We start from the raw sequence: 14,603 nt of genomic DNA on the forward strand, positions 1-14,603 counted from the left end.
ATCACTATGAAGGCAGGATGGAATGAATGCAAGCAAGAGAGCCGATTTGCTGCAACGCTCTGTACAGATCCGAAGCAAACACTGCTTCAATTGCGAGAGCTGTTCGGGAATCCGCCTGACTTTCAGTCTACGGCGATCCGAATCGGTTCGGCGAATGGATTCATATGCATGCTCAAAACGATGGGTGATCCCAAGACGATGTCGGATAAGCTGCTCGTTCCGCTTATGGAAGGGACTGCGCAAGGAAACAGCCCTCTTCAATTCCCGCAGCTGGAGCAAATGAGACAAGAAAGGCTAGGCGTGCTGCCGTTTGTCTATGCAGCAACCATTCGTGAAGCAGCAGAGCGAATGTTGGCTGGCGACGCGATCCTCTTGGCTGAAGGCATAGACAAAGCGTTATGTATCGAGATTGGCGGCATAGCGGCTCGATCGATCGCAGAACCGAAGTCGCAGCGTGTCAACCGCGGGTCCGACGATGCATTTACGGAAGCGATGGATACGAACATCTCATTGATAAGGCGGCGACTGCGCAATCCGCTTCTTCGAATCGAGCCGTTCACAGCAGGAGAAGAGACCCGTACTTCAATTAGCTTCGTATATTTGGAGAACGCGGCTGCACCATCGCTCGTGTCCGAGTTCCGTTCACGTTTGACAGCGATTAAGGTGAGAGCCATCTATGATTCCGGGAATGTAGAGGATTTGATCAGAGACAAGGGCTCCTGGTTTTTCCCGACAGTGCTGGATGTGGAGCGACCTGACGCGGTGGCGTCCATGCTGGTGGAAGGCAACTGTGCAGTCATTGTGGATGGCAGTCCATACGTTCTCATCGGCCCGGCGGTATATGGAAATTATTTCATATCCGCTGGCGATTATTACTTTCGGCCCATCTTTGCCAATATGATGCGGCTGCTGCGGCATACCGCATTTCTGCTCTCTTTGTTTCTGCCTGCGTTCTATCTCTGCGTCATCAATTATCACTCGCAGATGATTCCGACTGCTTTGCTTTACTCCATCAGCGGACAAGAGCAGGGCTCGCCCTTTCCGATCGGATTCATGCTTATTGCAATGACGCTCATATTCGAGGTGCTTAGAGAGGCAGGTACTCGAGTGCCGAAAAGCATCGGCCAAGCCGTTCCTCTAGCCGGTGCTATTATACTCGGCGAAGCGGCTGTCCAGGCCGGAATCGTATCGAGTATTATATTGATCGTTGTAGCTTCAACAGAGTTGTGCGGGTTGGTCACGCCTCACTATGAATTTAGCAATACGGTTCGAATCATCCGGTTCGGATTGCTGTTGCTTAGCTCGGTACTAGGCATTTATGGCATCTTCTTAGGCTTGGTTGTCCTGGTCATCCATTTGGCGAGCTTGCATTCGTTTGGTGTTCCTTATCTCAAGCCGTTTGCTCCGTTTCGATGGAGGCAGCAGAGGGATATGCTGGTACGATTCTCGCTTCAGAATGAGGATTCATCGTCATGATCAGAAATCTGGTTCGCAATGTGCTTGTACTTGGCCTGCTCAGCTTGACTGCAACGGGCTGCTGGGATATGCGTTCGGCCAACGAGTACGTCATCGTCAGCGGCATGTCCGTGACTACAGGCGAGGGAGCAAATTATCATGTCTATCTCCAGATGATTAATGCGCTGGAGTTCGCCTCCTCCCGTGCCACAGGAAGTACTCCAACGTACTCCATCGATGCAGAAGGGAATACGATGGACGAAGTTTTCAGCCGAATCGAGCAGAAGACAGCCCGCAAGCTGGAGCTAAGCCATATGATGCTGCTTATATTGGATGCCAAGCTGCTTGCAACGGATAAGGGCCTTCTTTTTTTCGAGTTTCTGGAATCAATGAAGGACATACGAAACGATATTCAACTGGTTGTATCTCACCGGGTAGCCGCAGCGGAATTTACAAAGCTCTACTTCCCGGAGAACAGGGTATCAACTGTGAAAATCCGCATGGGTCTTGATTCTGTTGAGTCGAATTGGGGAGGCTCGCCGAACACGAATTTGAAGCAATTCATTGCAGCCATTACGTCGGAAGGCCGGCAGCCGGTGATGTCGTCTGTTACGATTGAGCTTCCATCGAAGCAGCAGCAATCAGTAGACGCCGGGAAGAGCACAGAATCGCCCACCGAATTGGTGATCGACGGGACAGCTGTTATGCGCAGAACGAAGCTGGTCGGATTTTTGAATACAGAAGAAACACGGGATTTACTATGGACACAAGATCGGATCAAGGACACGTCATTAACGGTACAATGTGGAAAAGACCAGTACGCACAGGTCCGGATCGGGAGATCCAACACGCGCCTCAACGTAGATTATATCGACAATCATCCTAACATCAAGATCAGAATCAATATCGAAGGAGCCATCAGCGAGAACCAATGCGAATCAATCATGCTGAGCAAGACTTCGGGATTTGAACAAATACAGAAGCTGACGGAGAAGGCGATTCAGAGCCATGTCGAAGCGACGGTAGCCAAGGTACAGAAGAAATACGGCGTCGATATATTCGGGTTCGGCGAGAAGCTGATGGCCAGCCACTACCAAACATTCAAGAAAGTGAAGTCGCATTGGGATGATGAGTTTGTCAAGGCGAAGGTGACTGTGGATGTAAAGGCTGCTATCATGCGTGACGGTATGATATCTGAAAATTTATTTCGAGATATTCCTGGTCAATCGGAATAAGTGTTAGAGGAAATGGGGCTGGCGTATTGAGTACCCCGCACGTCATTGCACGCGCAGGGCACGTCCTTATCTAGGAAGCAGATTCATCCTTCACATGATATCGTCCTCTTGGCACTACCAACGGAGATCCCGAAACGGGGTCTTCGATTACTGTGCAATCCAGCCCGAAAATGTCTTTAACCATTGTGCTTGTAATAACCTCTGCCGGATCACCCTCAGCGACAAGCTTTCCTTCATGTAACGCAACAATATGGTCTGCATAACGCGCGGACAAGTTGATATCATGCAGCACCATTACAATCGTAGTGCCATGTTTGCGGTTCAGGTCGGTAAGCAGGTCAAGAATCTCGACTTGATAGGTGATATCCAGGAAGGTTGTCGGTTCATCGAGAAATAAGATATCGGTTTGCTGTGCCAGCGCCATTGCAATCCAGACGCGCTGCCGTTGACCGCCTGAGAGCTCATCAATATTATGATTGGCAAACTCGGTGATGTCCATAATTCTCATCGCTTCGGCAACGGCCTCATAATCCTTTTTGGTCCATCCGCTGAACAATGACTGGTGTGGAAACCTTCCTCGCCCAACCAAATCCGCTACAGAAATGCCTTCCGGAACGATAGGGGATTGCGGCAGCAGCCCGACCACTCGAGCCAATTGTTTCGGTGGGATCTTGCCGAGCGGCCTGCCGTCCAGCGTGATTGTCCCCGATGCAGGCTTGATAAGCCTGGCCAGTGTCTTAAGAAGCGTAGACTTCCCGCAGCCATTAGATCCAATAATAACGCTTATTTTATTGCTAGGTATAACAAGGCCTACACCGTGGATAACCGTTTTATTCTCATAGCCCGCTACGATTTGATCGGCTTGAAAAATATGCGTCGGTTTCATTATAATTCTCCCTTTCGATTCATTCGGATTAGCAAGAAGATCAGATAAGGCGCTCCGAGCAATCCGGTAATGATGCCTACGGGGTATCTGTACTCAAAGGCAAATTGTCCGATTAGATCTGAAGCCAGGACGAGATTGACGCCAACCAGTGCTGCTGGAATTACGTTCGAGAAGCCAATTCCGACCAGTCTTTTCGCGATTGGCCCCGCAAGGAAGGAGACAAAGGCTATTGGCCCTGTGGTAGCAGTAGCAATAGCAATCATGAAGACAGAGCTCACAATGAGCGCAATTCTTGTCCTGTCCGTGTTCACGCCGAGAGAAGAAGCCGATTGTTCTCCAAGCTCCAATATACTGAGATGTTTGCCCAGTACAATAACGACAGGCGCAAAGATGATCACGGTTATAACAAGAGGCGGGAGCTCGTGCATCTGGGAGCCGTTGAGGCTGCCTGTGAGCCATCTGAGCGCTGCGGGAATATCTTGTTCCGCGCTAACGAGCAGAAGGTAGGAAATTGCAGCATCAAGCATGGCTTGGATGCCAATCCCGACAAGGATTAATCGCCCGATCGAGAATGACCGTCCTCTGGATAATACATAAATCAATATGACGGTAGCAAGACCCGCAATTACAGAAGCAGCGGAAACAACAGCTCCGCTTGTCTGAAGTACGGTGATGCAAAAAACAGCAGCCGCGCTCGAGCCGGAAGTAATGCCGATGACATTCGGATTCGCAAGGGGATTGCGCAGCATCGTCTGGAAGGTGTGTCCGGCAATACCGAAAGCAAATCCGGCCAACAGACCTGCCAGCATTCTCGGCAAACGTATAGTATTCACCGCAAAAGACACGCCTTTGAGCTGTTCCCCCGACAGCGCTCGAATGACATCCTGGACGGGATAGATGGTACTCCCAAGTAAAAGCATGGCACAGCAAAGCAAGCATGCAAGTGCCGCAAGAAGGCTGGTAACGAGTATCCATCGGCGGCGTCTTTGACGTCTGCCCGACATAATAAATGCAAGTGATTGCTCTCTCATAATGAACGCACTTTCGAGCGCATCGCTACAATGATTAGTATTGGGGCCCCTATAAATGCTGTAACGACACCGACTTCAAGCTCTCCAGGGCTGCCGATGAGCCTGCCGCCTACATCTGACAGGGTCAAAATAATAGCTCCGGCAATCGCTGACATCGGTATAATTAAGCGCAGGTCGGGGCCAAGAATAAGGCGAATGATGTGGGTGGACAACAGTCCAATAAAACCAATCGGCCCTGCCAGCGCAGTAGTCGCGCCGCACAGCAGCACACCTGCAATAGCCGCAATGAGCCTCAGTGTTCCTGTACGAACGCCCAGTCCAGTCGCAACATCGTCTCCCAGCGCCAATGCATTTAATGCCGGAGCGGCAATAAAGCCGATCAGTATTCCGACGAGCAGAAACGGGATGAAAGTGCCAATAGCGCTCCAGGTTCCCGAGCCGACGCTTCCCACCTGCCAGAACCTGAATTGATCCATGACACTAGAGCGTGGAATCATAATGGCGGTGACCAGCGAAGTCAGAGCGGCGCTTGTGGCAGCTCCGGCCAATACAAGCTTAATGGGCGTGGCACCGCCACGCCCCATTGAGCCGATTCCGAATACGAACACTGCAGTAATCGCAGCCCCTGCTAAAGCTAGCCATATATATTGATTGGCGGTGCTAATGTTCAAGAACGCAATGCCGCATACCACGAACAAGGATGCACCTGTGTTCACTCCCAGTATACTCGGGTCGGCAATCGGGTTGCGAGTGACCGCTTGCATAAGCGATCCGGAAACTCCGAGAGCTGCACCGCAGAATAAACTGAAGATGGTTCGGGAAATTCTCTTGCGAACTATGTTTGCCCCATAGGAGTCTGCGTCCTGATGAAATAATCCGTCGATCAGTTCATGGAATCGCACTGGTCGAGAGCCTAAGACCAGTGAAGCGAATACGGTTAAGACTAGCAAGATCATACAAATGACCAGAACCAAGGTGAAATGCCTCGGAATATGTGAGCTTAGCCGGTTGTTGTTCGGAATCGATGTGCTATTCATTGATCTTGTCGATAGCCCCTGCGATTAAGCCCAAATATTCTTCAAGAGTATAGGATATCGAAAGCGGATTGGGATTCCCGGAAGCTGCCAGAGGCGTGCCGTCGCCAATGAACACAACAGAACCTCTCTTGATCGCCGAGATTTTGCCAAGCAGGGGATCGGCTTTAACGGCTTCATATAATTTTTCATCGCCATACCCGATTATGATATCCGCATCATTCAGCGCTTCCGCATTCTCGGCGCTTAAATTAAATGAGAAGTTGGTTGGATCTGCAATCTGACTCGTAATGCTCTCCGGATACGTCAAGCCAAGCTCGATCAGAAACGCGCCACGAGGATCTACAGGCGTATAAATGTGGAAAGTGGACGTATCTGTAGCCGAGAAGTTGGCCCAGACAACTTTTTTGCCTTGCAGCTGGGGATATGCGCTTGCCTTGTCCTTAATGAGTTTCTCGGTGTCCTTAATGAGTTGTTCGCCTTCTGCCTTCATGCCCATGCCTGTTGCATTAAGCATAATTTGCTCCCGCCATGTGGTGACCCAAGGTTTGGACTCGTAAGGCACAACCGGAGCGATTTGGCTAAGAACATCGTAGTCTTCTTTGGTAATGCCTGAGTAACCCGCCAGAATGACATCGGGGTTTGAATCCGATATCGCTTCAAAATCAAGGCCGTCCGTATCCTGATAGATATTAGGCTCATTTACGTTAAGCTCCTTGAGCTTTTTGGCTGTCCAAGGGAGCAGTCCGCTGTCATCCTGAACGCCGTAGTTCGCTGCCGAGAAGCCGACGGGTACAACACCGAGTGCGAGAGCGACATCATGATTAGCCCATTGTATAGTAGCGACACGTTCAGGCTTGCTTTCAATAACCGTTTCGCCGAAAGCATGCTTGATTACGATTGGATATTGAGTATTTTTGTCCTGGGCAGCGGGAGCTTCTGTTTGAGGAGTTTCGGTACTTGCCGAATTACCCGCAGTCGAATTGGATGGCTGATTAGAACAACCTGCTAGCGCTATTGCAAGCAGCGCGGAAATGAACAATGTGGCCAGTGAGAACTTTCTTGTTGTGTGCATGTGTGGACCCTTCCTTGTCATGAAATGTATTTTCGCAAACTATGATAATGATTATCATTGTCGCTAAAAAATATATATCCTCTCAGATCGATTGTCAATGAAAAAATATGTAAGTGATCGTTGCGTCGATTGTCGGAATTTGGAATGCCACGCCTTGCACCCCATGATTTCGTATACTATATTGAGAGAAGTAATAATAGCGCTAGTCATCATTAATACGCCAAAATTAAAGGGATATGCAGCATGAATTCCACTGTAGAGCTTGTCTTGATGATTGCTTCAGTCATCATGACGGGTATTATTTTATTCACTATATATGGGTTTAGAAGGGAACGTGGGGTAGGTTATCTTATCGGCTTGATCGTGTGCCGGATGATATACTCCAGCAGTATCATTCTGGAGAAAAGCAGCTATCTATTCATAGAAAAGCTGGTCTTTCGCCATATGCAGAGTACGGCGCTCAATTTAATGGTGCCTTTCTGTCTCTTGTTCGTGTATCAGCTGATCGGTCGAGACAAGCTGTCAAAGCCGCCTTGGAGGATCATGCTGTTCACGGTATTTGTGCTGTGGTCGCTGCTGTCGTGGCTGGATCCGTGGCTTCATATGATCTATCGCATGATTGAGCTTGATAATGGACATTTAATGACGACGAGGACCGTCTATTCAGCCGCTTTCTCGATTGCTTGTTACTCTATTATCGCCGGATGTCTTTATTTCCTATTTCAGTATATAAGGAATATCCGCAACGATTTTCGCAAGCCGGGGATGTGGATTCTTTTTCTGAGCTCATTTCCGCTTGTTCTTGAGATTGTCAAACTTATGAATCCGGAATGGTCGTCCTGGCTGCTTCCGTTGTCCGTTTATTGTGGATTTACAGGTACATTGATGCTGGTTATTACACTGCGGATTAAATTCTTCTCAACCGTTCCGATTGCCAGAAATATTGTGCTGGATACGCTTCAGGAAAGTATTGTGATCGCGAATGCCTCAGGCAAGGTCATCGACAGCAATAAACAGGCCTCCACATGGTTTGCGGAGATGGGTTATGCGGCTGTTAATGGCCGGAATATGGCCGAGCTATTGGAGCCGTGGCCGGAATGGCATCAGCTGTGCAAGTCCATGCAGCAGGGACGTGTAGAGATTGATGCCTGGTTGGATGGAGAAAGAAAAATGTACGCTGTGAACGTATATCCGTTGCGAGTACTGCGCAACAAGGGACAGGGCAGCATTTCGCTGATCGTTGATATGACGGAGAAAGAGCGTCATCTGGAGCAGATTGCGCAGCTCAACCAGATGAAGGATCAGCTGTTCACGATCGTGTCGCATGATATTCGCAGTCCGCTGGCACTGCAGTATCAGCTCATAGAGTTGCTGGAAGAAGACAGGGAGCGTTTCGATCCAGATCATCGGGAAATCATTATGACGCTAGGCGATCAGATTCGCAATACACTTGGAATGGCGAATAACTTGTTGGAGTGGTTTCGCAGCCAGCGGGAAGACATGGCACTTCGTCCACAGATATTGGAGTTGTCTGAGGTTGTAGAGGATTGCTGTCAGATGTTGTATATAAAAAGCGAGGCTAAGCATATAGAGGTGAGTCATACGATTGACCCAAACATTGGGGTGTATGCTGACCGGGAAGCGCTTGGACTCATTATCCGTAATTTGTTATCCAACGCCATCAAGTTTACCGGATTGAATGGTCTAGTCCAGATCGATGCCCGGCTATCGGGGGACATGGTGACCGTCTCGGTACGCGATAACGGGGTGGGGATGGAAGAGGAGCGGGTTCGGCGGCTGTTTGCTGAGAAGGAGCTCTACTCATCGTCCGGCACCTTGGGGGAGAAGGGAGCGGGACTTGGACTGCTTGTAAGCCGGCAGTTCGTGGAGCTAGGCGGCGGGAGCTTATGGGCGGAGAGCAAAGCAGGACAAGGAAGCGTATTTCACTTCACTGTGAGAGGCGGCGGAGAGTGATGAGAGTCATCATCGTAGACGATGAGCCTGCCATGCTGCTTGCTATGAAGCGGCTACTGACGAATATGGAAGATGTGGAGCTTGCCGGAAGCTTCCGGAATGCGGCAGAGGCGCTGGACTTTGTTCGGGGTAGGGGCGACGTGGATCTCGCATTTCTGGATATTCAGATTGCTGCGGATGATGGTTTAGAGCTGGCCCGCAGCTTGCGCTTGATTCGTGCTGATCTTGACATCGTATTTACGACCTCCCATGCGGATTATGCAATGGATGCTTATGATGTTTATCCATTGGACTATATGGTGAAGCCGATTTCCAGACAGCGCCTGGCTCAGACGGTCGCTAGAGCGGTTGGCAGGCGCAGCGTTGCTTCTTCTGGTGCCGGGGGCCCTGGAGGCCTCACGCCTCAGCGGCTGACGGTTCGGGGACTCGGATGCCTGGAGGCCAGCAGCAAGGAAGCGGGCGCAGTGAAATGGATCTCCAAGAAAAGCATGGAGCTATTCGCTTATTTGCTCGTTCATCGCGGACGAAGTGTAACCAAAGTCCGAATCCTGGCGGATATTTTCCCGGAGATGCCGCTTAAGAATGCGGAGACGTATCTCAATACGGCGGTCTATCAGCTTAGAAAAGCGCTGTCGCTGCATGGGGCCAAAGAGATGGTCCTATCTTCGCAGGAGCAGTATCGGCTAGACCTGGATCAAGCAGATGTCGATTTCATTCAATTTGAGCAGGGTGTGGAGCAATTATCCGCAATCCATGCGGCCAATGAAGCAGCGGCAATAGAGCTGGAGAAACAATTTGCAGGCGAGCTATTGGAGGACAAATCTTATGTATGGGCAACGGCGGAACGTGAGCGGTTGGCGATTATGTATGATGCTTATGCGAAGCGTCTTGCAAGCTGGCTGCTGTCTGAGAAGCGTTATAGAGAAGCAGCACAAATTGCGAGAAGACTGGCAGCCCGCAATGAATTCGAGGAAGCGTCAGCGCTGCTGCTGCTGCAAATATTCGGAGCCATGGGAGATCGACAGTCTCTCCATAATTATTATGCGTATTATACGCAACTGCTGCGTCAAGAGCTCGGCCTCCAGCCTTCGGAGAAATTACGCCAGCTCTATGAGCAATACCAGTGATCGCCTCCTCGTAGATCGAGGGGGTATTTTTGTCGAGAATATTTTATCAGTTTTTGCTACATAATTAGTAGTAAATTTACACTGTAAAAATTATTTTTACAACCCTCACTCAGTGGCTTATAATTAGATATGATGAAAAAAGGAGGTTTGAAAAATGAACTACAACTATTTTGATTACCGCGAGTCAATTGCTGAAAATTTAATTTCTTTCTTGAGGCAGCGGGGCTTTTCCAAGTTGTCATTTTCCAAGCTAACGAATATTTCACGACCAACAATTGATCAAATTTTAAAAGGTGAGAGTCCAAGCCCGAAACAATACAATTCACAGATTACAAAAATCAATGAGACATTCCAACTGCCAGACGATTACTTTATTGTTTTTCAGGAAGAACCAATGACAACTTCGCGTTATGCTTACGCTTATTCTGACCACGGTCGGGATGCTGACAAGAGTCCCAAAACAATGGAACTTCTCAATGCGCTGGATGATATTTTGGACGTTTATTCCATTTATTTGAAGTGAGGAGGGGCTTGTTTTATGCGAATCACAAGCGAAAATCTGGATCACACGATCCATACTAATGAACAGATTGCGAACCAGATTATAGATCACATTCAATTCATTGAAAAACGTTTAATTAAGTGGCAGTCTCTTCCGATTGAGGAGCAAGCTTTTGAGATCCTAAAGGAACATAACTTGATTGAAGTTCCAATACCTGATGAAAATTGGGGTGGCGCAATTCGTAAGTTTAAGAATAACAAAATGATTCCCATTATTAATACTTATCAACCACGGTTGTATCAATACTTTATCTATTGGCATGAAATTTATCACTTGACTGAACGTGAAGAGATGCAAACTATGCATAAAGATGGTTACGAGATCTTCACCGAGTTTGATCTTAACGAGCGAAAAGCAGATTACTTTGCAAGTCAAATGATCTTTGGAAGAACAGATCTTTATGATTTCTTCCACTCATTAAACACGAATGATTTCATTGAGCGAATTGCACATTGCATGAAATCCTTTAGAGCCCCTTATAAAGCAGTCTTGATTGAACTGTATCAGATTGCCCATAAAAATAATCACATTCAACTGCAGAGTGAAATCAAAAAGCATTTTGATCTAAGTCATAAACCAACTGATTGGGAGATTATTTTTCAAGAGAATGGTCTGGATGATTCTTTGATTAAACCTTCATACGTGACGAATATGAACGCGATCATTAAAACAATCCAAGAAGAAATCAAAAAGCATCCTGATGTCCAGTTCTATCAAGATAACTTGAATTTAATTAAGGAATGGGAGCTAAAATACAAAAACGTTCAGCGTGAAGCCAAAGGAGTAGGGGATGGGCAACTATCGTGACCTAAGTCAGTTATTACGAGAAATGACTGATGCAAAGATTTTGATTTTGGATACAAACAATATCCAGTTTTATTATCAACACGAGAACGTATTGCCTAAGTCGGCAATCTTCGCTCCATATGACCTTATTCTTATTCCATGTTGGGTTCAAAATGAATATGGTCATCACGAAGGGAAATCAGCATATATACACTCCATCTCTAAGCCTTTGATTGTTATTGATGAGACTGAGGATTACTTAGAGATGATCGAATATAATGATCAGCGACTTTTAGAGTTATTCCGAGTTGCATCAACTGGATTTCGTGAAGCATTGCGGTTCATTCACATTTGCAAAAAAGATCATCCCATTTTACCTGACACATGGATAGATGACTTTTACGATCAAGGTTTTGAGACGAGGGAAACTACATCAGGCCTGACTACCAAGAAGAATGCTGGTGAAGTTTCAATTGTATCTCTGTGTTTCTTGTTGCTGTCTCACTTTAGCAATCATGTTGCATCTATTACTTTGGCATCTAGTGATTATGGTACATACCATCTAAAAGACAAGGTGCTTAGTGAAGCCAATTCACCACTATTACATCTTGGAATTTCGCTTGCGCCGCCAATTTCTTTTCAAAGTACAGACGTCGTAATCTACAACGCATTAAAAACAGGTCTAATCCAGCCTCAACAAATTCACGATTTACGAAATCATACAAAAGAGCGGTCGTTACTTTATCTCGAAAATTTTTCAGATCGAGACTCGGCAATTCACCATCACCTTGTTGACATCCCCACCTTCATTTCGATCTGTTCCGATCATGAAAAATATAAAGTGATTTTTTAGTACTTGGCGAGTTGAACCTACGACTCTGGTAATCGCCCTGATTCCTGCTGTCTCCGATTCATGAATACTAAGGACAATGCAACGCCCGCGAGGATAATTCCAAGCAATCGAAATCCCCCGAAACTGAAGTTATCTCCCATTACGATACCTATCAATAAAGAAGAGAGAATGGCTCCCAGGTTTCTTGCTGTACTAAATAATCCAGATACTACACCGATGATTTCTTTTGGAGAACTTCTGAATAAGGCCGCTTGCATTCCGACACTGTTTAGCCCATTGCAAATACCGAACACAGCTAGCGCCAAACAGACGCTGATAACCGGTGAAGTTTGATTCCATGTCACGATCCAGACGGCACCCAATGTCATTAGAATTGCGGCCACGAACAGTGCTGGCCTAGGCCCTGATTTGTCGATCCATCGTCCTGCTAGTGGAGAAGCAACGAGCGAGCACAAACCTAAGCTCAACATAAGAATCCCTGTATGGAACTCGCTGACATGACGTACCGTTTGCAAGTAGGATGGAATCCCGAAAAAGAGCGTATAAAAAAGCAAGTTAACAATCATAAACTCGACATTGACCCAAGTTATCGCAGGATATTTGGCGAGTGTGCGCAAAGGAATAAAGGGTGATTCCGCTTTTAATTCATGTCGTACAAAAACGCCTAATAGAGTAAGACCGATCAGCACGGCCACGACACTTATGAATGAGACAGGCTCAGATGGTTTTATCGATAGTAATCCCACTAGCAGGGGAATCAGACCCGTTGTGAAGAGCAGAATCCCTAGCGCATCAATCGAATCCAACCATTTGCGAAAGGACATGCTGTGTGCAGCGGATGTTGGCATTTCGTCCGTAGGAATCGTCCTCCAACAGAATAGAAAGCTCAGTAACACGAACGGAATATTGATGAAAAAGATTGCGGGCCAATCCCACCAATGAATCAAAACCCCGCCAATAAAGGGGCCAATGGCCGCCGCTCCGGATTGGAAGATGGTCAGGACGGATAGCGCAGTCGCTTGCTTCTCCTTAATATGAATTCGAATAACGGCCATTCCAACCGCAATCATCATGCTGGTTCCGATGGATTGCACAATGCGGAACACGATGAGCCAACCAAAGCTTGATGAGAAAGGAGCTAATAGTGATGCGACGAGGGCTACTATAAGCCCGGTAAGAAATATTTTCTTGCGACCGAATAAATCACTGGCTTTTCCCACGAGAGGATTAGAGATCGCACTTGCAATATAGAAGGTGAAAATAATCCAGGAAACAACGGTAAAGTCAAGTTGGAACACATGCTGCAGCCTGGGAATAGCAACCGCAATCATTGAAGAATTTAATGGGTTGAGCAGCATTCCTAGTCCAACGGAAATCATCAACCACCAGCTGCGAGCACTCATTTTGAGCTCCCCCCAAAGTGTTTTGATGATATCGTAATGGAAATCTGTTATTTATTCCAACGCATTTTATGCTATGATCTCATTGATTCAGAGGAATGAGTGGAGGGCGTATAATGGAACTTCTTCAATTGCAATATTTTCTCACGGTTGCTAGATTGGAACATATGACTGAAGCTGCACAAAGGCTGCACGTTACTCAATCGTCACTAAGCAAAACGATTGGGCGCCTGGAGGAGGATCTCGGAGCCCCTCTATTCGACCGAACAGGGAGGAAGCTGCGACTCAATGAGTTCGGAAGCAGATTCCTTCTCCGTGCAGAAAGGGCTTTGTTTGAGTTGGAACAGGGGAAGCAGGAGATTAGCGATTGGTCCAGTCCGGAGAATGGCTCCATCAAGTTGGCGGTGACCACCGCAAGCGCGTTGCCGAATATCCTTCGAGAGTTTCGGAAGAAGCGGCCTAATGTCCAATTTCATGTGCAAATGGTTAACACGCAGACAATGACTGCGCTTCTTCATCGGGGAGAGGTCGATTATTGCTTATCTTCACCCCCGATGCAAGAGGATGACATTGAGTCTCAAATTGTGTTTATCGACCCCATCCTTGTAGCGGTTCCAAAGGGGCATCGGCTGGCCAACCGAAACAGCGTATCCTTAACTGAACTTAGGGATGAATGGTTTGTCGGTGTAAAGAAAGGCTACGGTGCTCGCGATTTCGTGGACTCTTTATGCCAATCGGCTGGATTTGTACCCAGGTTTGTGTATGAGGGTGATGAACCTGCAAGGCTAAGCGCTTTTGTAGAAGCCGAGATTGGCATAGCCTTCATACCAAGCACTGCACGAAATTCCAAGGAAAATATCCAATATCTCCAAGTAAAGGAACATGAATTGGTACGGAAGATCGCTTTATCATGGCACAAAAGTCGGTATATTTCACGGGCTGCTCTGGAATTCCGTGAGGTAGTGGTAGCGTATTTCAGGACTTTATCCAGTGGTAACCAGTAAGAGGATTATTCTGCACATTGGGCAACGCAAGAGGGAGTAGGCGGGAAGTGTCCTTTGTAGGTTTATGGGATTTCATATCATTAGGAGGTCTAGGGGCAAAGAGCTCTTTAGAAAAGAAGTAGATTCACATCTATTTACCGTGAGCCTAAATGGATTTAACTTAAAAATCAAAATTGAAATG

General features: G+C 47.3%; 13 protein-coding genes. 8 read left to right on the forward strand and 5 right to left on the reverse strand.

Annotated features, from left to right (window positions below; all coding sequences use genetic code 11):
* Positions 1 to 6: 6 nt before the first annotated feature.
* The gene (locus K0T92_RS13500) at positions 7 to 1,476 is read left to right on the forward strand and encodes a spore germination protein (protein WP_219873006.1); all 1,470 of its coding nucleotides are present in this window, start codon (positions 7 to 9) and stop codon (positions 1,474 to 1,476) included.
* Complete coding sequence (locus K0T92_RS13505; RefSeq protein ID WP_219873007.1) at positions 1,473 to 2,690, forward strand: Ger(x)C family spore germination protein; 1,218 nt, start codon at positions 1,473 to 1,475, stop codon at positions 2,688 to 2,690. Before K0T92_RS13500 ends, K0T92_RS13505 begins: the two co-directional genes overlap by 4 nt.
* A 70-nt stretch (positions 2,691 to 2,760) precedes the next feature.
* Here K0T92_RS13505 and K0T92_RS13510 read toward each other — a convergent pair whose 3' ends face one another.
* Genes K0T92_RS13510 through K0T92_RS13525 form a run of 4 tightly spaced genes read right to left on the reverse strand, consistent with a single transcriptional unit; the run spans position 2,761 to position 6,716 of the window.
* A complete protein-coding gene (locus tag K0T92_RS13510) occupies positions 2,761 to 3,576 on the reverse strand; it encodes an ABC transporter ATP-binding protein (RefSeq protein ID WP_219873008.1) in 816 nt (271 codons plus the stop codon).
* Positions 3,576 to 4,607, reverse strand: coding sequence for a FecCD family ABC transporter permease (locus tag K0T92_RS13515; protein ID WP_219873009.1), 1,032 nt, complete (start codon positions 4,605 to 4,607; stop codon positions 3,576 to 3,578). Before K0T92_RS13515 ends, K0T92_RS13510 begins: the two co-directional genes overlap by 1 nt.
* On the reverse strand, positions 4,604 to 5,644 hold the full coding sequence (locus tag K0T92_RS13520) for a FecCD family ABC transporter permease (RefSeq protein WP_219873010.1): 1,041 nt from the start codon (positions 5,642 to 5,644) through the stop codon (positions 4,604 to 4,606). The genes K0T92_RS13515 and K0T92_RS13520 overlap by 4 nt, the downstream gene beginning before the upstream one ends.
* Positions 5,637 to 6,716, reverse strand: coding sequence for an iron-siderophore ABC transporter substrate-binding protein (locus tag K0T92_RS13525; protein ID WP_219873011.1), 1,080 nt, complete (start codon positions 6,714 to 6,716; stop codon positions 5,637 to 5,639). Before K0T92_RS13525 ends, K0T92_RS13520 begins: the two co-directional genes overlap by 8 nt.
* A gap of 243 nt (positions 6,717 to 6,959) precedes the next feature.
* On the opposite strand from K0T92_RS13525, the gene K0T92_RS13530 reads away from it, so the two are divergent.
* The 5 genes from K0T92_RS13530 to K0T92_RS13550 all read left to right on the forward strand — a co-directional run bounded on the left by K0T92_RS13530 (position 6,960) and on the right by K0T92_RS13550 (position 12,018).
* On the forward strand, positions 6,960 to 8,690 hold the full coding sequence (locus tag K0T92_RS13530; protein WP_219873012.1) for a sensor histidine kinase: 1,731 nt from the start codon (positions 6,960 to 6,962) through the stop codon (positions 8,688 to 8,690).
* Complete coding sequence (locus tag K0T92_RS13535) at positions 8,690 to 9,817, forward strand: response regulator (protein ID WP_219873013.1); 1,128 nt, start codon at positions 8,690 to 8,692, stop codon at positions 9,815 to 9,817. The genes K0T92_RS13530 and K0T92_RS13535 overlap by 1 nt, the downstream gene beginning before the upstream one ends.
* 154 nt (positions 9,818 to 9,971) lie before the next feature.
* Positions 9,972 to 10,340, forward strand: a complete 369-nt coding sequence (locus K0T92_RS13540) for a helix-turn-helix domain-containing protein (RefSeq protein WP_219873014.1) — start codon at positions 9,972 to 9,974, stop codon at positions 10,338 to 10,340.
* A gap of 15 nt (positions 10,341 to 10,355) precedes the next feature.
* Positions 10,356 to 11,186: a hypothetical protein gene (locus K0T92_RS13545; RefSeq protein ID WP_219873015.1), complete on the forward strand. Its 831-nt coding sequence runs from the start codon at positions 10,356 to 10,358 to the stop codon at positions 11,184 to 11,186.
* Positions 11,170 to 12,018, forward strand: coding sequence for a hypothetical protein (locus K0T92_RS13550; RefSeq protein WP_219873016.1), 849 nt, complete (start codon positions 11,170 to 11,172; stop codon positions 12,016 to 12,018). Before K0T92_RS13545 ends, K0T92_RS13550 begins: the two co-directional genes overlap by 17 nt.
* A gap of 17 nt (positions 12,019 to 12,035) precedes the next feature.
* On the opposite strand, the gene K0T92_RS13555 is transcribed toward K0T92_RS13550, so the two are convergent.
* Positions 12,036 to 13,421 (reverse strand): MFS transporter, encoded by a 1,386-nt coding sequence (locus tag K0T92_RS13555; protein WP_219873017.1) that lies wholly within the window; start codon positions 13,419 to 13,421, stop codon positions 12,036 to 12,038.
* A 113-nt stretch (positions 13,422 to 13,534) separates the two neighbouring features.
* On the opposite strand from K0T92_RS13555, the gene K0T92_RS13560 reads away from it, so the two are divergent.
* The gene (locus K0T92_RS13560; protein ID WP_219873018.1) at positions 13,535 to 14,422 is read left to right on the forward strand and encodes a LysR family transcriptional regulator; all 888 of its coding nucleotides are present in this window, start codon (positions 13,535 to 13,537) and stop codon (positions 14,420 to 14,422) included.
* Positions 14,423 to 14,603: the final 181 nt, after the last annotated feature.

It is taken from the genome of Paenibacillus oenotherae, assembly GCF_019443105.1.
Taxonomy (GTDB): Bacteria; Bacillota; Bacilli; order Paenibacillales; family Paenibacillaceae; genus Paenibacillus_Z; species Paenibacillus_Z oenotherae.